The sequence below is a fragment of the Proteus sp. G3927 genome (assembly GCF_963894685.1).
In the GTDB taxonomy this organism is placed as follows: domain Bacteria; phylum Pseudomonadota; class Gammaproteobacteria; order Enterobacterales; family Enterobacteriaceae; genus Proteus; species Proteus mirabilis.
In genome coordinates, this window is record NZ_CAWQGX010000003.1 from 135,089 (window position 1) to 154,852 (window position 19,764).

Here is a 19,764-nt window from a genome sequence, read left to right on the forward strand (position 1 = left end):
AAAAATAGACTAGGACGCAGTCATGCAGCCCAGAAACTTTGATGATATTCGTTTTACCTCAGTACATCGTCGAGTGATGTTATGGGGAAGTGGCGGCCCTTTTCTTGATGGTTATGTATTAGTCATTATTGGTGTGGCGCTCGAACAATTAACACCTATATTACAGCTTGATACGCGATGGATTGGTTTGCTTGGTGCGGCAACATTAGCAGGGCTTTTTATTGGTACCTCACTTTTTGGCTATATTTGTGACAAAGTAGGGCGCCGTAAAATGTTCCTCGTTGATATTGTGGCTATTGCGGTGATTTCTATTGCGACCATGTTTGTTTCAACACCAATAGGGTTGTTAGTGATGCGCTTCCTTATTGGGATTGTGATTGGCGCTGACTATCCTATTGCAACCTCGATGATCACCGAATTTTCCAATAAAAAGCAACGTGCCTTTGCCGTCGGATTTATTGCTGCTATGTGGTATATCGGTGCGACATGTGCCAATTTAGTGGGTTACCTTTTATATGATGTCCAAGATGGCTGGCGTTGGATGTTAGGCAGTGCTTTTATTCCTTGCGTTATTATTCTAATTGGTCGCTTTGATCTCCCTGAATCACCGCTTTGGTTAATACGCCAAGGGCGTATTAAAGAGTGTAATAAAATGATGATCAAACTCTTTGGCGAGCCTGTGGTCTTTGAAGCAGAAGATGCTAAAACGACCCGTTTTATCGAATTATTTAATAAACGCCACTTCTCATTTGTGCTCTTTGTTGCCGTAATTTGGACCTGCCAAGTGATCCCGATGTTTGCCATTTATACCTTTGGCCCTCAAATCGTCGGTTTATTAGGATGGGATACAGGAAGAAGTGCGGCATTAGGCAATGTCGTGATCAGTCTATTTTTTATGTTGGGTTGTATTCCTGCGATGTTTTGGTTAAACCAAACGGGGCGGCGCCCACTGTTAATTGGTAGTTTTGCGATGATGACTTTAGCATTATTCACGCTGGGGATATTCCCGAATTTACCGATTTTATTCGTTATCTTAGCGTTTGCTACCTACGCTTTTTTCTCGGGAGGACCTGGCATTTTACAGTGGCTTTATCCGAATGAATTATTTCCAACCGATATCCGAGCATCGGCGGTGGGGGTTATTATGTCGATAAGCCGTATTGGGACGGTTATTTCCACCTGTGCGCTTCCCGCTTTTATTGCCACTTATGGGATCAATACCACAATGCTGGTGGGGGCGGCTATTTCTCTGTTTGGGATGATGGTATCAGTACTGTTTGCACCAGAAACGAAGGGATTAACGTTAAAGCAGACATCAACGATGCCTATGCGACGTGGTAAATAAACCCTTTAATTGTAAAATATTTAACCATATTCTGTTCACGATATTCCCTTGTTCACTAATCTTGAACAGATGTATATCGTGAACATGGAAACATGAGAAAGATTGTTAGTAAGGATTGTACATGGGTTGTAGTATTCCAATTAATCAATGATTTTTGGAGTGGGTTGCTCAATTTATAAAACATGATCTATGCCCTATTTAGCCCACTAAAATAAGTGAGCTAAATAAGGTTAATTTATCTCTTTTAGCGTAAACTCTGCACACTTTCTACTAAATTCGCCAACTGTGACACTACGCGATCGCCAATATCAGCATTATCGCCACCTAATGCTTTGTTGCGCATAAAATCTTTTTTGATTTGCTGCCAACGAATAGCATCTTGTTCGGTTAATGTGCCACGTATTTCCGCCAGTTTTAATAAGTTCTCTTCAGCACCCGTTGTGAGTAATTGGGCTTCGCCAAGATAGTGATCGTCGAGTAAGCGTTCAATTTCTTTCTCATTCATAACCGCAGAGACTTTTTCGCTTAATTTGTTCATATTGCGATAACTGCCTTGTAAGCGGAATGCAGGCTCAGTACGATATTTATCGGATTGTGCCGCACTTGCTATATATTGTTGATTTACTTTTAAAATCACATCACGCAAAGTAATTAGATGTTTTAATACCATCACAATTTCATTAATTTCCGCATCCGAATAAGGATAACTGAGGGAATTGGTTGAAACTGATTTACCCATGGCTTTATCAACAAAAAGATAGAGATCGTTTAGATCACGTAAAGCAAGGGGAGCAAGAACTGAGTTAGAGGTTAAGCTATTTTCAATATAACTGAGTGCAAAGGCGTCATCCATTCCCCCTAATACCTCACCAAGATTATAGATATCAGCACGGTTAGCTAACATATCAGGGATCTTAAATAGTTCACCAGACTCGGTATAAGGGTTACCGGCCATCACCACACAGAATTTTTTACCGCGCATATCATAGGTTCGGGTTTTCCCTTTCCAAACCCCTTCAATACGGCGTGTGCCATCACATAGCGAGATAAATTTTTGTAGGAATTCAGGGTGTGTATGCTGAATATCATCGACATACAACATCACATTATTGCCCATCTCAAGGGCAAGATTGAGTTTTTCTAGCTCTTGTTTTGCTGTTGCGTTTGGCGCTTGTTCGGGATCTAATGACAAAACATTATGACCTAAAGCAGGGCCATTTATTTTCATAAAGATCAGTCCCAAACGATCGGCTACATATTCCATTAAGGTCGTTTTACCGTAACCTGGTGGGGAGATCATTAATAATAATCCCATCAAGTCAGTGCGTTTCCCTTCACCTAATGCACCAATCTGTTTTGCCATATTGTCACCAATAATTGGCAAATAGACATCGTTAATTAGTTTATTACGCACAAATGAACTGAGAGGTTTTGCTTTAAACTCATCCAGTTTTAAACGCTGACGCTCTTCAAGAACAATTTTTTGTCGTAAAGTCAGATAATGATTAAAGGCGGGAATAAAGGTTTTACGCTGTCCGCGCATACGACTGAAATAATCATCTAAACTCAATGAAAGTGTTTGATTTTCAATAGTAGGATGCTCACCTAATAATCCGTTTACCTTAAAGTATAAATCAACCTCGCTATAACGTGCAGAGGCGATTTTATCTAACATAATAATGGCAATTGCCCCCGGAATATAAGGGGTTAGATGAGCATAATCGGCTTGAGAGCACAATCCTTGTAGCCAATTTTGAATCAATGCCCAACGTTGTGCATAACGTGAGGCTAAATTTTGTTGTGAACGATTAAAATCAATCCACATATGAGCGGCTTCTAATCGGTTTTGTAAGGCAACAACGAGCTCTTTGGCATATTTACTGTAAACCAATTCTATTGGTGTTCTTGCTAGTGCAAAACTTAAATATTCAGCGGCTTGGATCGGAACATAAGATCCACATTTAATCGGATTATCAGTAAGGAATAGGCGGATATCTGCTTCTATTTCTGCCTGTAAATCAATTAATGCATCATCATTATGAAACAGTTGTTGAATATTCACTGCCGTTCGTGCGCGCTCTGGCCATAATGCTGGGTATTCATTAGTTTGTACTTTTTCCCAGAAAATAGCAGCAATTGCCCGTGCTGTTGGGTTATAACGAAGCAGATCAGCACTTTCACCTACAGGTAGAAGTTTCTTTAGAATGGCGATAGCATCATGATCGTGGATCCCTTTTTCATAGCCTTCTTTATAGCGAGGTGTTGCGAAATCACGTACTAACTTTTCTAATTTTTCAGGTACACTCAGTGCTTCTTTTAAGATTTCTAGGGTTAATCCATCTTGACGTTTTGATGCAGCATAGATAATTGAATAGGCGAGATATTCCGCACGATACACCGTTTCAGATTCTGAACTTAATGTCGCATTCCAGTAAGGGCGCAGTGTTTCAAGCTCTGGATGGTCGATTGGCTCTTGGAAATCGGTACCGGTTAGATATAACCAAAGCTTATCTTCTTTCGGTAAAATAGTAAGATCTAGCTCTTGTGTATTAACACTAAAACGGTGACGAGGGCCCAATTTAATAACATTGCCACCCTCTTCAAAGATATCCGTTTTATCACGTAAGATACGGATGGCTTGATCACGAGACGATTTAAGACGGGCATCAATATCATCTGCTTTAACGTTGTCATTGATTTCTCTTAGTTTTTCAATGATTTCACGTGTTTTTAATGCTAAAGGATCAGAGGCAAAAAAAGCATTTAATTCATCTTGTGATTGCAACCGAGTTGTTCTACGTTGCAGATTTTCTAAGAGACGATTAGCAGCAGTTAATAAGCTTTGTGAACGACGTTGACGATCATCAAGTAACGATTGTTTATGCGCCTCAAAAGTCTCTAATAACTCTTCTCGTTTTGACAAGATATCATCAAGAAATTCATCATGCTGACTAAATTGGCTTTCTAATTCTTCTAGCTGTACTAGCAATCGTGAAAGCTGCTCTTCACAACGTTCCGGATCTGTTGCCAGTGATAAAGCATTGGTGATCCCCTGACTAAATAGGCGGAATTGCGCACCAAATTGAGCGATGGTTTCTACGCTACTTTGTGATTTTCTTTTTTGCTGTAAGCGAGCTCGTGATTGATTGAGTTGTGCATAAATTTGGGAGATGGCATCAATAATCTGTGTTTGTTGCGTCACATCCTCAAAGGTGAGTGATGCCATCAGATTTGACAGCATGTCTAAATCTTCTGACATCTGCGCCATCTCATTCATTGGTACATCAAGCTGAGCACTGTTTTGTGCTTTTTCTATCTGTTGTTCAAAAGTAGTAAGCTGTGTTTTAAAAGGCTGTAGCGCTTTGTCGCTGGCAAGAAATTGGGCTGTGGCTTGCGAAACACGTTGCTGTGCCTCGGTTATTTCCGTTTCCATTTTATTTAATTGCGTTAAATCCATATAACGGAATTCACGCAAAGAAATAAGGTGTCCATGGTGTGTATTGAGCGAATTTAAACTATCAACAAATTGTTGAATATCGGTCCAACTATCAGGCAGTGTCAGTGATAACAGAGATTTCTGACGGTTGATCGCTTCTTGCATTGATTTCGCTGATTGTTGACGAATACTTTCGACTTTTTCATATTCATCAAGCACTAATTCACTTGTTTGAGCGATCTCTTTTAGTAAGGGGCCAATACCTAGACAGTGTTCATCATTAAACCAGTAATAGAGATCTAATAAGCTTTTTGGTTGTTGGCTAAGTTGCTCATAACGAGCGATGGAAACTTGGCTACCTTCAATTTCTTTAGCGACATGTAAAATTTCTGAGATCCCGCGAACTAAATCGGCATTACCAATACGCCCATAAAAGCCGTTTCGTGGCGGTTGTTTATCGGCAAATTCTTCAGAATAGAAGGGCGTTTGCCAAACTTGCATCGGGTGAACACGGGTAGCTTCTTCGCCTTCTCCTTCAAATAGCACCATTTTGCCATCTTCTAGCATGGCATAGCCATGACCGACCAATGGTGTCGCCAATTTACGCTCAATCATATTGTAATTAAATAGCGCGAGACGACCTTGTGTCGGTGAATAGAAGACATACAGCACATCTTCGCCGTTAGGTGAACGACGTAAACGACGAAAATACATACCTTCCATTGGTTGATCAAAGGTTTTGTAATCGCCATTTTGTAGATAGTAGCCGCCGGGAAAAATGATACCGTGATCTTCCGGAAGTTGCACACAAGCTTGCCCAATGGCATCAATACGCTGAACACTTTGTGTTAGTGTGTTATAGACTAAATAACGCCAATTCTCTTCGCGGTAAGGAAGCACTTTTAATAAAATTAAACTGCCAGTTTGTGCATATTCAATTTGTGCATCATCAAGGGACTGGTTTTTATCTAAGACCGCTTCACGATAAATTCCTAAACCATCTTCGGTATTGTTTTCACATTTGACAGTCAAATCGCCACCGGTGGTTTCTACAAAGACTGTATCTAAAATGTTGATATGAGGAAAACGCCCATTTACCGTATCTTCACGTTGTGTTTTTATCCAATCAAAATCGTAAGCAGGGGGGAGTGCTATATCGCGTTCGCCACGATTATCAATATATTCAATACGTTGTTTGTCACTGGATATCGACCAACGGAAGACGCGTACATCGGTAATACGATCGCCAATTTGAAAACTAGCGAGTAATTTACCATCACGCTCAACTAGCTGTAGTAGTTGCGTATTTTTATAGTAAGTGTATAGCTCGGTAAAATCTTGGATAAAGCGATTATCATTTAAAAAAGTGCCTTCATAAGCAACCGCTTCAACATCAAACTCGCCATCATTATCAATTAAGCGATAAAGTGAAAAAACATCTTCAAGGTGCGTTTCTCGTTTTAAACCGAGGAAAACGTTATAACCAAATAGTAACCATTCACCAACGCGAACAATATCTCTTGCTTGGCAATTATTCTCTGTTCGAATACGAATACGGCCAATGATATCCATTTGGCTTTGACCAAATTCAGCTAATCGATGCTGATTGAGTTCAGTGGCTTTTACATGTAACTGCTGACCTTGCTCGGTAAGGCGTTTACGCAATATTTCATATGCGCCACCTTGTGCAACAGCGCTATCAAGTATTTCCTGTTCGCGATTCGTATCATGAATATCAGACATGGTATAACGGATTTCCTTGGCTTAAACGATAGAAACAATCGAAAAGACATAGAGAATTTCTCTATGTCTTTTCCTCTCCTTTTAGAGCGATATTAATCTTCTTTTGGGGTGTCTGATTTTGCTGTGACTTCTTTGATCAGTTGACCCGCACCTTTAGTCGCCATAAATCCATTAATTAATTCTTGAACTTCTGGATTTTTTAGCAGTGAAGCAACATCTAAATTTTTATCTTGTTGAGTACGATTAATCAATTTCTCAACGTTCTCTTTGGCAAAGCTACTTTTATCCATAAAACCATCAACCGCTTTACCTAAGCTCAGTGCTTTAGAGAAGGTATTAAAGAAGTTGCCATCACCACCGACAATTTCAATATTCGTTTTGCTCAGTGCAGCTGCTAATACATCTGCTTGCTCACGGGCAATCTCTTTATTTGCTTCAATAGAAGCCATGGCTTGTTCAAATTGTTTTTCAAGGCGCATACGGAACTCTTCATGAGCACGAGCAGTATCACTGAGGTGATCCATTGACTTGAATTTATCTGTTAAACCGTCAGCTTCTGCTTTCAGACGTTGGCGGATCACTTCTGCTTGTGCTGAACCTAATTGACCTTCACCACGCGCTTGAGCAGCCAGTTTTTCTTCAAGAATTTTCGCATCAGCAAGACCCAGTTTTTCTTTGGCATTCGCTTGTTGCTCTTCACCGCGAGCTTGAGCTGCTAATTTCTCTTCAAGAATTTTCGCTTCAGCAAAACCTTGTTGTTGTTGCGCTTGTGCTTTTGCTTCCATGACTTGCGCTTCGCTTAAGCCTTTTTCTTTCAAGCCACGCGCTTGTGCCAACAGCTGTTCCGCTGTGATATTGGCTTGTACTAAACCTTCTTTTTCTTCTGCTTCGGCAGTTGCTTGACGAACACGTGCTTCGGCAAGGCCTAATGCTGCGTGTTCAGCTTCGATCCCTTCAGCTAAGCGTTTTTTCGCTTCAGCTTGTTTCACAGAGGCTTCTAATTCTGCTTTTGCCATGGTGCTGATTTCTTCAGCTTTATGTTTTGCACTTGATTCATCCGCTTCGGCTTTTTTCACTTGGCGTACTAAAGATTCTTCGGCTTCAGCTTGCGCATTAATCACCGTCACTTGGCGCATACGCTCAGCTTCTGAGACTTCACGTACTTCTTTAATTCGCTCTTCTTCTTGTGCGACCGTTTTTTCAACAGCAACACGCTCGCGGATCACATTTGAAATATTTTTGCGCTCTTCTTCTAACGCTTTTTCTTTTTCAATACGTTGTAGTTCAACTTCTCGCTCACGAGCGACAATTTCTAATTCACGGGCACGATTAACACGCTCTTGCTCGATAGCTACCGCTCTGGTGCGGTTTTGTTGCGCGACTTCGACTTCACGCATACGGTTTTCTTCTCGTATTTCAATTTCTTGCTGAGTTTGAATACGAGCTTGCTCTGCTTTTAGACGCTCTTCTTCTTGTACTCGTAAGGTTTCTGAACTTTCACGGGCACGGATATTATCAATTTCACGCTGTTGGCGAGCTTCTGCATCTGCTTGTTGGCGCTCTAAAGCCAGACTTGCTTCGCGAGTTTCAACATTTTTCTTTTGAATCGCTAACTCTTGGTCACGCTCTTTTTGATTCGTTTCGATATTATGTATTGCAGTAATTTCGGTAATTTTGCGAATACCTTCTGAATCAAAAATATTATTTGGATCAAGGGCTGATTTAGGGGTTTGCTCTAAATAGTCGATGGCCACATCTTCTAACGCATAACCATTGAGATCTTTACCAATCACATCAACAATACGATCACGGAAATTTTGTCTATCTTCAAATAATTTCGATAACTCAAATTGTTTGCCGACGGTTTTTAAGGCTTCAGAGAATTTAGCACTAAATAATGTACTCACGGCTTGATGATCTGATGCTCTATCTACACCAATCGCTTTAGCGACTTTTAATACATCTTCCGTCGTTTCATTAACACGCAGGTAGAAGGCGACAGTAATATCTGCACGTAAATTATCTTGGCAAATTAATCCATCTTTACCACGGCGATCGACTTCTAAGGTTAAAAGCGAAATACGCATAAACTCTTTTTTGTAGATAACCGGATAAACTAAAGCCCCAGTAAAATGAACTTTAGGTTGTGATGTCATGTCGTTAACAATTAATGCTGTACCTTGTGGAACCTTAATATAAAACGCTTTGAATAAACCAAAGAGTCCTAAAATAACTAAGATCACACAGCCAATAATTGTTAAGAAAGGCATAACGAAAGCCAAATCCATACATTTTTCTCCATAGGTTCAGACGATGTCGTCATTTTTAATCTTAATGTGTCTGTTAACTTATTTTCCTTTCACCGAATTTATCATTAGCGGTGAAATTCATCTTCCGTTACGACTTGATAACTATGAGTAGGCGCGTCATAACTAATAATAATTACGCTATCCCCTCGTTTAATATTTTCTGTTGCTGGCGCTCTGATCTGTAAAATTAAACCGGCACCACCATCTTCTAATAGGGCTTCACCTTTATTTTCTGTGACATATTCGGAGCGTACTACAGCAAATTTTCCTACTAGTTGGTGAACTGATTTAGGTTTGCTACGAGAAATGAGCTTATTGCGGATTGGTTTTAAGCATAGCGCTGTTAAATTAAGAGAAACAAAGCTGATGATAATAAAAGCAATAAAGCCGATAACATAACGCAATAAATCTGTTTCAATAAAACGAATAAACCAATGTACGCAAAAGTAACTAATAAACCAGCCGAACAAAGTGAAGAAGGTTAATATAATGGTTACCGGAATGCCGGCAAGCCCTAATTTAGTTAGCCAACCCGCAAGGCCCGTCGCATCGACATCTAATTCGCTATCGATATTAAATAAATCGATATCTAATAGTCCAAAAGCAGCACATAGCCAATAAAAGAGGATAATAATAAGTAAGGCACTAAAGATAATGCTAGGAAAGGCTAAGCTATTTTGGAAAAAAAGGTTCATAAAGCGTTCTCTTAAATTAACGAGATGAGCGTGTCTCTTTTAGGTTAATACTAATAATACTATGTTAAATGGTTGCAAAAACATGTGGTTGAGAACACATTTTGTCTATCTTAATTTATTTTTATGTTCATTGGTAGTTAAGATAAATGACTGAGATAGCAATAAGATAGTATTAATTCTTCTGTATTAGAAAATCAGATCATTCTTTAAAAAAGATAAAAGTGATTTTACTCTGATGGCAATACCTTATCTTAAGGTAATAATTATTTTGTTGTGCAAAAAATAAATATATTGAGTGAATATTCTATTTCATTAAGAAGATAGGGGTATTGTTGAAAAATACTGAAGAAAAGATCGACTAAAAATAGTAACCACAATAAAAAATGGGTAATAATATTAAATGATTTTTTTTAGTTGATAAAAATGATAAATTTATTGCTGTCATAGAACTAAAAGCTCACCAATAAAAGGATATTTTATGCGTAAGTTAGTCGTTGGTTTGGTTTTGCTTCTTATCATTATTTTTGTTGTATTGATTAATGCTTATAATAAAATCCAGAAGAATGACGAGTTAGTTACTGCGGCGGCATCAGAATTATTAAATCAATATCAACGTCGTTTAGATTTGATCCCTAATCTAGTCAATACAGTTAAAGGGTACTCAAATTATGAAAGCCAAGTATTACAAGATGTTGTAAAGGCAAGAGCGTCTGTTGGACAAATTAATGTCAATACGCGTTTATTTGAAAATTCTACACTTGCTACGAGTTATCAAAAAGCACAGGATGATTTGGGCAAATCTTTATCACGTCTTTTAGCTATTTCAGAAAGATATCCTGACTTGAAAGCTAACACATTATATCAAGATCTGATGGTGCAATTAGAGGGAGCCGAAAATCGTATCTCTGTTGCTAGAGGGCGATATATCGAGGCAGTTCGTCATTATAATACTCAGATTAGACAGTTTCCTTATAACTTCATAGCTATCGTTATGGGATATGATAAAAAAGTCAATTTCACTGTTGAGAGTGAACAGGAAATAAAAGTAACACCAGTGGTGGACTTTGCCTCATGATACGTAAGGTTTTATTCTTATTCTCTTTGTTCTTATTTAGCTTTAGCGTGATAGTGAGTGCATCAGCGAATGATATTCCTCAACTAAAAACAGATAGAGTGATTGATAGTGCAAATTTATTGACTGCACAACAATTCAAAGCGTTAAATACTTTATTGGTTAACTTCGAAAATAGTCGTAATGATGGATCACAATTTGTTGTCTATATCGTTCCAACGACAGGGAAAGAAACCATCGAATCCTTTGCTTTTCGTGTTTTTAATCAATGGAAGATAGGCAGAAAAGGGAAAGATAATGGATTATTGCTCGTGGTGGCAATTAATGATCGTAATGTTCGTTTTGAAGTCGGGTATGGCTATGAGGGAGCATTAACTGATGTACTGGCAGGACGAATTATTCGCAATGAAATGTTGCCATTTTTTCGTTCAAATAATTATTATGCAGGCATCGAACAAGGGGTTAAAAATGCTATTCAAGCCGTTAATCATGAACCAATAAGTTTCACTAACTCACAGATAAATACTAATACACTTAAAATATTCCACACACATTTTATCCTAATTTATTTGGTAATATTAGGCGGTGTTTATTGGTTTCAGTTGATATTCTCGACGCGAAAAATAAAAACCAAAATTAATCAATTATTAGCGCCTAGAGGAAGAAAAAAGAAAAATCCAGCAGACCAAAAAGGTAAGTTAAGTATAAAGCAACGTAAACAGTTGAAAAATTATCTGCAATATTCGTACTATTTTCCTACATTTTCAACGTTATTTTTCCCCATGACACTCTGTTTTGCGGCGGTGATGTTTTATACACAAGTCTTTCTTGATGGTATTATTGATAATTTTGTTTTAGTGATAATAGTCATATTGTCATTATTATGTAATTTTATCGTATTAGTGGTTTTATTTGGTATTATCAACCTGTTATTTCCAATTTATCGGCAACAACGAAAAGAATGGAAAGCGATTTGTGTCGCTAGTCCGTTTGGTTCACCGTTTAATCAACTGCCATATTCAAAACGTATTCGTAGACGTAGTGGTTATTCAGGCTCTGGTGGTTATTCGAGTTCGTCTTATTCATCAAGTTCATCAAGTTCATCAAGCTCTTCTAGTTCTTCTAGCGGTGGTGGCGGTGGTTCGAGTGGTGGTGGGGGCGCTTCAGGGAGTTGGTAGAGGAATATGTCGCTATTTTTATCTTATGATGCAATCACCAGAGCGTAATCTGCATGTTGTGAAAAGGCTATTAGGGCATGCCAGTATTACATCGATATTAGAATACATTGATGAAAGTGTTGATAACTTGCGAGATATACTTGAAGCGGAATTAATGGGGCGAGAATATTAGAAGTAGTATTTGACTACGATATAAGTAAATGCGGTAGAGAGTAGTAAAAATAAAAAAAAACAGCCTTGCAAAACAAGCCTGTTTTATTTAAGAGTTTCAATATAAGATGATAATATCAAAATATATTTTTCTAACCCTTAGTTGTTCTCTCAGCTATTTAAATTGCTGATTAACAAGTTTTAAAATGGTGCCCGGACTCGGAATCGAACCAAGGACACGGGGATTTTCAATCCCCTGCTCTACCGACTGAGCTATCCGGGCAACGAGGCGCATTAAACCGTATTCAGCGTGATGCGTCAACGTCTTTTTAATAAAAAATGCAAAAATAAGTTTGTTTGCTCTCTTTTTATTCTATTTGAGTCTGATTTTTCAGCACAAGCGATTTTCTAATAAAAAATGCTTAAATAACAATCAGTAAAGATAGTCCATTTTTATCTTTTAAAGAGATATTTTTCCTTTGCTTATCACTTAACCGCTTTTCTCTTCCTCTCATCGAGAGTAATGGAATAAGAGAATTAAATGAGCAATTACTCTAATTGCAATGTTGATATGCAATCAGCTTAGCGCACCATTTTTACGACATTGGGCGATTTTAAGAATATCTTGAGCTAATAGTTTTGCTGTAGTGATATCGTCAGCGCGACGATTGACCATTAAGCGACTTAAACAGCCTTCTAAGATGAGTTCCATTTGTTTAGCGACTAACTCACTATCTTCAAGATCAAGCTTGCGTAGTAGCGTTCTAGAGTATTCAAATGAGCTTTGCTTTTGGCGCTGGCTTAACTGATGGATTTGTGAATGCTCATCAGGATAAGCACTACAAGCAGCGACAAACAAACAGCCTGGGAAACGATTTTTTTCTAAGCGCATAGCCAGCTGATCGTAACGTGCTAGTAATTTTTGCTCTGTGGTCAGCGTTTCATCTAACATCACTTGACGTTGCCAAATATCAATTTGCTGTCCATGATGGCGTAGACAATCAAAAATTAACGCGTCTTTATCAGGCCAAAAAGGTTGGAGTTCAGATTCAGTAATAGCAAATCCCTGCAATAACTCAGGCAACGTAGCGGCAAGCCCATGTTGCTCTAATTGGATAAGTACGTGGTCTAATAATGCTTCACGTTGCACGGAAATCTCCTTAAATCATAGTGTCGCAAGAGCACCATAATTAACAGATTTTAATCAGAAATGAAAGTCACAGACGCTAGAGGGATAGCGTCAAAATAAAATCCCCTCATCCATTTGGGTGAGGGGACTTATTTTTATATCTAGTTAAAAAGTAAAGCTTTTTGCAATGTCTTTTTAAATATTGGTTTTAAACTACAAAATCATACCGCCGAAGAGGAAACCAAATCCGACCGCTAATATCACACCGATAGTACCAGGGATAAAGAATGGATGGTTAAAGACTAATTTACCAATACGAGTTGTACCAGTGTCATCCATTTGAACGGCAGCAACCAGTGTTGGGTAAGTTGGCAGAATAAATAGACCAGAAACGGCTGAGAATGATGCAATTGCTGTTAATGGAGAAACACCTAAAGCTAAAGCCATTGGCATTAATGCTTTTGCTGTTGCCGCTTGTGAATATAATAAGGCAGAGCAGAAGAAGAAAATAACCGCTAATAACCAAGGATGACCTGTGATTAAATCACCGGCAGTCAGTTTGATCCAATCGATATTACTTGAAACGAAAGTATCACCTAACCAAGCAACACCCAGAATACAAATACATGCACTCATACCTGCTTTAAATGTACTTGAGTTTAAGATGTTATCTGTTTTAACTTTACAGAAAACAGTGATAAGGGTTGCCACACTCAGCATAATGATAAGGATAGCGTTAGTGGTGTTCATTAACGGCTCTTTTACAATGCCTAAACTTGGGCTATTGATAATGGCATAAGTGACCACACAAATAACACCAAGTAAGAATAGCATTACAGAAGATTTAGCACCCGGTAATGTTTCTCTACGCTCTTTACTATTACGTAATTCAACTAGACCTTGCTCTAAACGTTGACGATAAATCGCATCATCAGACAGTTTTGAGTTAAATACCCAAGAGATGATGAATGACATCAGAATAATAGCAAGGAAGGTCGCTGGTAATAAAATAGATAACAGAGTGATATAACTTACTGTATTACCTTCACCGACCATTGCAGGGTTTTCCATGACAGATGCCATATAAACAACCGCAGCAGAAATAGGTGATGCTGTAATACCAATTTGCGCAGCAACCACACCTGTTGATAATGGGCGACAAGGTTTGATGCCTTGCTCTTTAGCAACTTCAGCAATAACAGGTAATGTAGCTAAAGAGATATTACCTGTACCTGCAAAGAGAGTTAATAAATAAGTCACAATTGGCGCAAGTATTGTGATGTATTTAGGATTACGTCTTAATAGTTTTTCTGTTTGATCAACTAAATAATCTAAACCACCAGCAACCTGCATCGCAGAGATTGCGGCAATAACAGCCATAATGATGGAGATCACATCAAAAGGGATAGTACCTGGTTTAACACCGATAGCGGCTAATACTAACACCCCTAAACCACCGGCAAACCCGATACCAATTCCTCCTAGTCTCGCACCGAGGAAAATGGCCAGCAGAACGATAATCAATTCTACGGCTAACATAGCGTTTACTCCTTGAGATAATTAAAAAAATGAGAAAGATAAGTTAAATTTTTGTTTTTACAATCAAGTAAAAAGGCACGTCTCTTAAAGAGTCCGTGCCTTGTATTTTTAAGAGCTCATTCTTATGTTTAACATGATTATGTTATGAAACATAAATATTAATCATCGAAGCGTTTTGCTTTGTAAGCCGGGTGTTTTAGGTTCTCAACAGAGAAGATATCATCCAGTTGTTCTTCAGTTAATAAGCCACGTTCTAATACCACTTCACGTACGCTCTTACCTGTTTCTGCACAAATTTTACCAACGATGTCGCCGTTATGGTGACCGATGAATGGGTTTAGATAAGTTACGATACCGATTGAGCTAAATACGAAGTGTTCACAGATTTCTTTATTAGCAGTGATACCATCAACACATTTTTCAACTAAGTTACGGCAAGCGTTGCTTAATAGAGAAATTGATTCAAACATTGCTTGACCAATAGCCGGTTCCATTACGTTTAATTGTAATTGACCTGCTTCAGCTGCCATGGTGACGCAAGTATCATTACCGATAACTTTAAAGCAAGCTTGGTTCACAACTTCTGGGATAACTGGGTTTACTTTAGCTGGCATGATTGAAGAGCCTGCTTGTAATTCTGGCAGGTTAATTTCTTTCAGGCCGGCACGAGGACCAGAAGAAAGTAAACGTAAGTCATTACAGATTTTAGACATTTTCACTGCTAGACGTTTTAATGCAGCGTGAACCATTACGTAAGCACCACAGTCAGAGGTTGCTTCGATTAAGTCTTCAGCTGGAACGCAAGGTAAACCAGTTACTTCTGCTAATTTTTCAACAGCTAATTTTTGGTAGCCAGGTGCAGTATTTAAACCAGTACCGATAGCAGTTGCACCTAAGTTCATTTCTAACAGTAATTCAGCAGTACGTTTTAGGTTTTTGATTTCTTCTTTCATTAATACTGAGAAAGCGTGGAATTCTTGGCCTAAAGTCATTGGTACAGCATCTTGTAATTGAGTACGACCCATTTTCAGGATGTCTTCAAATTCAGTTGCTTTTCTATCAAAACCTGCTTTCAGTAACTCAATAGACTCAGTTAATTTAATAACAGAGTTATAAACTGCGATACGGAAACCACAAGGATAAGCGTCGTTTGTTGATTGGCTCTTATTCACGTGATCGTTAGGGTTCAGATATTGATATTCACCTTTTTGATGACCCATTAATTCCAAACCGATGTTTGCGATAACTTCGTTAGTATTCATGTTTAATGAAGTACCAGCACCACCTTGGAATACATCAACTGGGAATTGATCCATGTGTTTGCCTGTTTCTAAAACAACATCACAGGCTTTGATAATCGTATCAGCGATTTCGCGAGGAATAGTGTGAAGCTCTTTGTTTGCTAATGCAGCGGCTTTTTTCACCATGACCATACCGCGGATGAATTCTGGAACATCATTGATTGTACGATCACTGATGTAGAAGTTTTCAATTGCACGTAAAGTGTGGACGCCGTAGTAAGCATCAGCAGGAACTTCTCTTTTACCTAACAGGTCTTCTTCGATACGAGTTTTATTTGACATGAGAACCTTCTTATTAAAATTTTAACTGTCTAGTTATGCGCTTGTTAATAAAATATATCGTTAACGGTTAATAATGTAATATAACTTACCGTTTTGCTTGGTACTGACACGATCATATTCGGGTTGTAAGCAAATACCTTTAAGCTGGATCACTTTATAAGTAAATAACGCTGAATTATTTTCTTTTTGTGATCTATCTCATGGATTTTACAGTTCTACTTCTCTTTTTATGCTCCCTTGAAAAGGAGGATTAGGCTCCCCATTATTATGTAGATAAACTAAGAAAAAGCGAGTGTATAAGCTGTTAGCTTAGAGGTGGTTCACACTCCTTTCTATTAATAATATGAATCTTTTTTATAAAAGGAGAACCAAGTGCGTTGGCTCCCATTAATTGTTATCTGCCTTCTTATTTATATAGAAGCTGTGATTTTTGTGCATGTTGCCTCTTCAATTGGCGTTCTTACAACCCTATTCCTAGTGGTACTGACTTCTTGTGTCGGGATCTCTTTGGTCAAAAATCAAGGTGTGAAAAATATTGCTTCAATGCAACAAAAATTAGCCATGGGAGAAGTGCCTGCGGCTGAAATGGTGAAAAGCGTTTCGTTGGTGTTGGCAGGGATTTTGTTATTGATCCCTGGCTTCTTTACTGATTTCCTCGGCTTACTTTTATTGTTACCCCCATTACAAGCGCTATTGGTAACAAAACTGATTACGCGTATCAAAATTTATACCCCCGGACAGGGTGGAAATGGCTTTTCTTCCCATCAAGGTGGGAGTACTTTTGAAGGTGAATATCAACGTAAAGAAGATTCACCTAGTAAGCAACTGAATAATAAGGATGAACATCAGGATAATGACCATTTTTCTGATAAAAAATAATTAACTATAAGCATAATCATCTAAAAAGGGGATTTTTTGAAAAAAAACACTTTTCTCCCCCTTGAAGTTTTATTGGATGCCCCCACTTGTATCGTCATGGTACTGGTTCATCTTAGGCACTGGTATCAACCTTAATCCTGATATGGACTTTTTTATAGGAGATCTATTAATGAAGATTCGTCCATTACATGACCGTGTTATTGTTAAACGTAAAGAAGTCGAAGCTAAATCAGCAGGTGGTATCGTACTGACTGGCTCTGCAGCGGGTAAATCAACTCGTGGCGAAATCTTAGCAGTTGGTAACGGCCGTATTATGGAAAACGGTGAAGTCAAACCACTCGATGTTAAAGTTGGCGATATCGTAATTTTTAACGATGGTTATGGTGTTAAATCAGAAAAAATTGATAACGAAGACGTGCTTATCATGTCTGAAAGCGACATTTTAGCAATTGTAGAAGCATAATTTTTCTCTTTTAAGATCTTCTTAAACTGAACGAATTCAAAGGAAATATACGATGGCAGCTAAAGACGTCAAATTCGGTATAGACGCTCGTAATAAAATGTTACGTGGTGTTAATGTTCTTGCAGATGCAGTTAAAGTAACTTTAGGCCCTAAAGGTCGTAACGTTGTTTTAGATAAATCTTTCGGTGCACCTGTTATCACTAAAGACGGTGTTTCTGTTGCCCGTGAAATCGAATTAGAAGATAAATTCGAGAATATGGGTGCTCAGATGGTGAAAGAAGTTGCTTCTAAAGCTAATGATGCGGCAGGTGACGGTACTACAACTGCAACAGTGTTAGCACAAGCAATTATCGCCGAAGGCTTAAAAGCAGTTGCCGCTGGCATGAACCCTATGGATCTGAAACGCGGTATCGATAAAGCCGTTGTGGGCGCAGTAGAAGAACTGAAAAAACTGTCTGTTCCATGTTCAGATACTAAAGCTATTGCTCAAGTAGGTACTATTTCTGCTAACTCTGATGAAACCGTTGGTACTCTGATTGCTCAAGCAATGGAAAAAGTGGGTAAAGAAGGTGTCATCACTGTAGAAGAAGGTACTGGCTTAGAAGATGAGCTGGATGTTGTTGAAGGTATGCAGTTTGACCGCGGTTACCTGTCTCCTTACTTCATCAACAAACCAGAAACAGGTACAGCTGAGTTAGAAAATCCATTCATCCTATTAGTTGATAAAAAAGTCTCTAATATCCGTGAATTACTTCCTGTTTTAGAAGGTGTTGCTAAAGCAAACAAACCTCTGCTGATCATTGCAGAAGATGTTGAAGGTGAAGCACTGGCAACATTAGTCGTCAACAACATGCGTGGTATCGTGAAAGTTGCTGCGGTTAAAGCACCAGGTTTTGGTGATCGCCGTAAAGCAATGTTACAAGATATCGCTATTCTAACTAATGGTACTGTGATTTCTGAAGAAATCGGTATGGAGTTAGAAAAAGCAACGCTGGAAGATTTAGGCCAAGCGAAACGTGTTGTTATCAACAAAGATACGACAACCATCATCGATGGTCTGGGTGAACAAGAGGCTATCAGTGGCCGTGTTGCTCAAATCCGTCAACAAATCGAAGATGCAACTTCAGATTACGATCGTGAAAAACTGCAAGAGCGTGTGGCTAAATTAGCTGGCGGTGTTGCGGTAATTAAAGTCGGTGCGGCAACTGAAGTTGAAATGAAAGAAAAACGTGCTCGTGTTGATGATGCTCTGCATGCAACTCGCGCAGCAGTTGAAGAAGGCGTTGTTGCTGGTGGTGGTACTGCACTTGTTCGCGTTGCTAATGCGCTGCGTGAAATGACAGGTGATAACGAAGAACAAACAGTTGGTATCCGTGTTGCACTACGTGCAATGGAAGCGCCAATGCGTCAAATCGTTGCTAACGCAGGTGAAGAGCCTTCTGTGGTAGTTAACGATGTGAAAGCAGGCCAAGGTAACTACGGTTATAACGCTGCAACAGAAGCTTATGGCGATATGATTGAAATGGGTATCTTAGATCCAACTAAAGTGACTCGTTCTGCTCTGCAATTCGCAGCTTCTATCGCAGGTCTGATGATCACCACTGAAGCTATGGTGACAGATTTACCTAAAGACGAAAAAATGGATTTAGGTGCTGCTGGTGGAATGGGCGGCATGGGTGGAATGGGCGGCATGATGTAATTCATCAGCTAGCTGTTTTACACCAAAAACCCGAGCTTAGGCTCGGGTTTTTTTACATAATAAGTCGTTCTGGCTGTTTATATCATTTTTATCCAAAGCACCGTAAAACCCCGTCCTTCAGGTCGGGGATATAAGGCGCGGTTTTTTAACTAACTCGGTGTTTCCTGTTGCTCAATGTACTGGCGGATAATGGATATTGGTGCGCCACCACAACTCCCCGCGAAATAACTCGGCGACCAAAGAACCCCCTTGTAGTAATAACGTTGGGCAATATCAGGACGATCACGTCGAAGTAATCGACTCAATACCCCTTTAAGGCTGTTAACCAGATTAGATATCGCCAGTTTTGGCGGGTAATTAATCAGTCAATGAACGTGATCCCGTTCCCCATCCATTTCAACCAGTTCAACATCAAAATCAGCACAAACACTGGCAAAGTAGCCTCGCAATTTTTCAATTGCATCCTGATCAAATATTTTTCGCCGGTATTTTGTGACAAAGACCAAATGGACGTGCATCAGGAATACACAATGTCTGCCACGGC

General features: G+C 39.0%; 13 protein-coding genes, 1 tRNA gene and 1 pseudogene. 7 read left to right on the forward strand and 8 right to left on the reverse strand.

The features are described from left to right. The first annotated feature begins 22 nt into the window (after positions 1-22). Positions 23-1,345 (forward strand): MFS transporter, encoded by a 1,323-nt coding sequence (locus AACV00_RS00735; protein ID WP_049218962.1) that lies wholly within the window; start codon positions 23-25, stop codon positions 1,343-1,345. A 244-nt stretch (positions 1,346-1,589) separates the two neighbouring features. Here the strand turns inward: AACV00_RS00735 and AACV00_RS00740 are convergent, their stop codons facing one another. The 3 genes from AACV00_RS00740 to AACV00_RS00750 form a co-directional block, all read right to left on the reverse strand. Further along, on the reverse strand, positions 1,590-6,524 hold the full coding sequence (locus AACV00_RS00740; protein ID WP_004249254.1) for a DNA repair ATPase: 4,935 nt from the start codon (positions 6,522-6,524) through the stop codon (positions 1,590-1,592). A 92-nt stretch (positions 6,525-6,616) separates the two neighbouring features. Further along, positions 6,617-8,812 (reverse strand): hypothetical protein, encoded by a 2,196-nt coding sequence (locus tag AACV00_RS00745; protein WP_004250158.1) that lies wholly within the window; start codon positions 8,810-8,812, stop codon positions 6,617-6,619. 86 nt (positions 8,813-8,898) lie between these two features. Beyond that, positions 8,899-9,528 carry an OB-fold-containig protein gene (locus AACV00_RS00750; RefSeq protein WP_012368448.1) on the reverse strand — a complete coding sequence of 210 codons (630 nt, stop codon included), beginning with the start codon at positions 9,526-9,528 and terminating at the stop codon, positions 8,899-8,901. Positions 9,529-10,006: 478 nt separating this feature from the next. Between AACV00_RS00750 and AACV00_RS00755 the strand changes: the two genes are divergently transcribed. The 3 genes from AACV00_RS00755 to AACV00_RS00765 are packed head-to-tail and all read left to right on the forward strand — an operon-like array spanning position 10,007 to position 11,950. Next, positions 10,007-10,603 (forward strand): LemA family protein, encoded by a 597-nt coding sequence (locus tag AACV00_RS00755; protein ID WP_004249259.1) that lies wholly within the window; start codon positions 10,007-10,009, stop codon positions 10,601-10,603. Further along, positions 10,600-11,778 carry a TPM domain-containing protein gene (locus AACV00_RS00760; protein WP_104459571.1) on the forward strand — a complete coding sequence of 393 codons (1,179 nt, stop codon included), beginning with the start codon at positions 10,600-10,602 and terminating at the stop codon, positions 11,776-11,778. Before AACV00_RS00755 ends, AACV00_RS00760 begins: the two co-directional genes overlap by 4 nt. Further along, positions 11,747-11,950 carry an integrase gene (locus AACV00_RS00765; RefSeq protein WP_237584903.1) on the forward strand — a complete coding sequence of 68 codons (204 nt, stop codon included), beginning with the start codon at positions 11,747-11,749 and terminating at the stop codon, positions 11,948-11,950. The genes AACV00_RS00760 and AACV00_RS00765 overlap by 32 nt, the downstream gene beginning before the upstream one ends. Before the next feature lie 185 nt (positions 11,951-12,135). Here the strand turns inward: AACV00_RS00765 and AACV00_RS00770 are convergent. The 4 genes from AACV00_RS00770 to aspA all read right to left on the reverse strand — a co-directional run bounded on the left by AACV00_RS00770 (position 12,136) and on the right by aspA (position 16,179). Next, positions 12,136-12,211 (reverse strand) — tRNA-Phe (locus AACV00_RS00770). A gap of 294 nt (positions 12,212-12,505) precedes the next feature. Then, on the reverse strand, positions 12,506-13,078 hold the full coding sequence (dicD, locus tag AACV00_RS00775; RefSeq protein WP_004249263.1) for a division control transcriptional repressor DicD: 573 nt from the start codon (positions 13,076-13,078) through the stop codon (positions 12,506-12,508). 192 nt (positions 13,079-13,270) lie between these two features. Further along, positions 13,271-14,596, reverse strand: a complete 1,326-nt coding sequence (locus AACV00_RS00780) for an anaerobic C4-dicarboxylate transporter (protein WP_004245722.1) — start codon at positions 14,594-14,596, stop codon at positions 13,271-13,273. Between the two features lie 158 nt (positions 14,597-14,754). Further along, the gene (gene aspA / locus AACV00_RS00785; protein ID WP_004245720.1) at positions 14,755-16,179 is read right to left on the reverse strand and encodes an aspartate ammonia-lyase; all 1,425 of its coding nucleotides are present in this window, start codon (positions 16,177-16,179) and stop codon (positions 14,755-14,757) included. A gap of 372 nt (positions 16,180-16,551) precedes the next feature. Between aspA and AACV00_RS00790 the strand changes: the two genes are divergently transcribed. From AACV00_RS00790 to groL, 3 genes are all read left to right on the forward strand, one after another. After that, the gene (locus AACV00_RS00790; RefSeq protein WP_004245719.1) at positions 16,552-17,058 is read left to right on the forward strand and encodes an FxsA family protein; all 507 of its coding nucleotides are present in this window, start codon (positions 16,552-16,554) and stop codon (positions 17,056-17,058) included. Positions 17,059-17,227: 169 nt separating this feature from the next. Beyond that, a complete protein-coding gene (locus tag AACV00_RS00795; protein WP_004249265.1) occupies positions 17,228-17,521 on the forward strand; it encodes a co-chaperone GroES in 294 nt (97 codons plus the stop codon). A gap of 52 nt (positions 17,522-17,573) precedes the next feature. Further along, a complete protein-coding gene (gene groL, locus AACV00_RS00800) occupies positions 17,574-19,220 on the forward strand; it encodes a chaperonin GroEL (RefSeq protein ID WP_004245716.1) in 1,647 nt (548 codons plus the stop codon). A gap of 149 nt (positions 19,221-19,369) precedes the next feature. Here the strand turns inward: groL and tnpA are convergent. Beyond that, positions 19,370-19,764 (reverse strand): annotated as a pseudogene (gene tnpA / locus AACV00_RS00805) (IS200/IS605 family transposase); the annotation flags it as partial.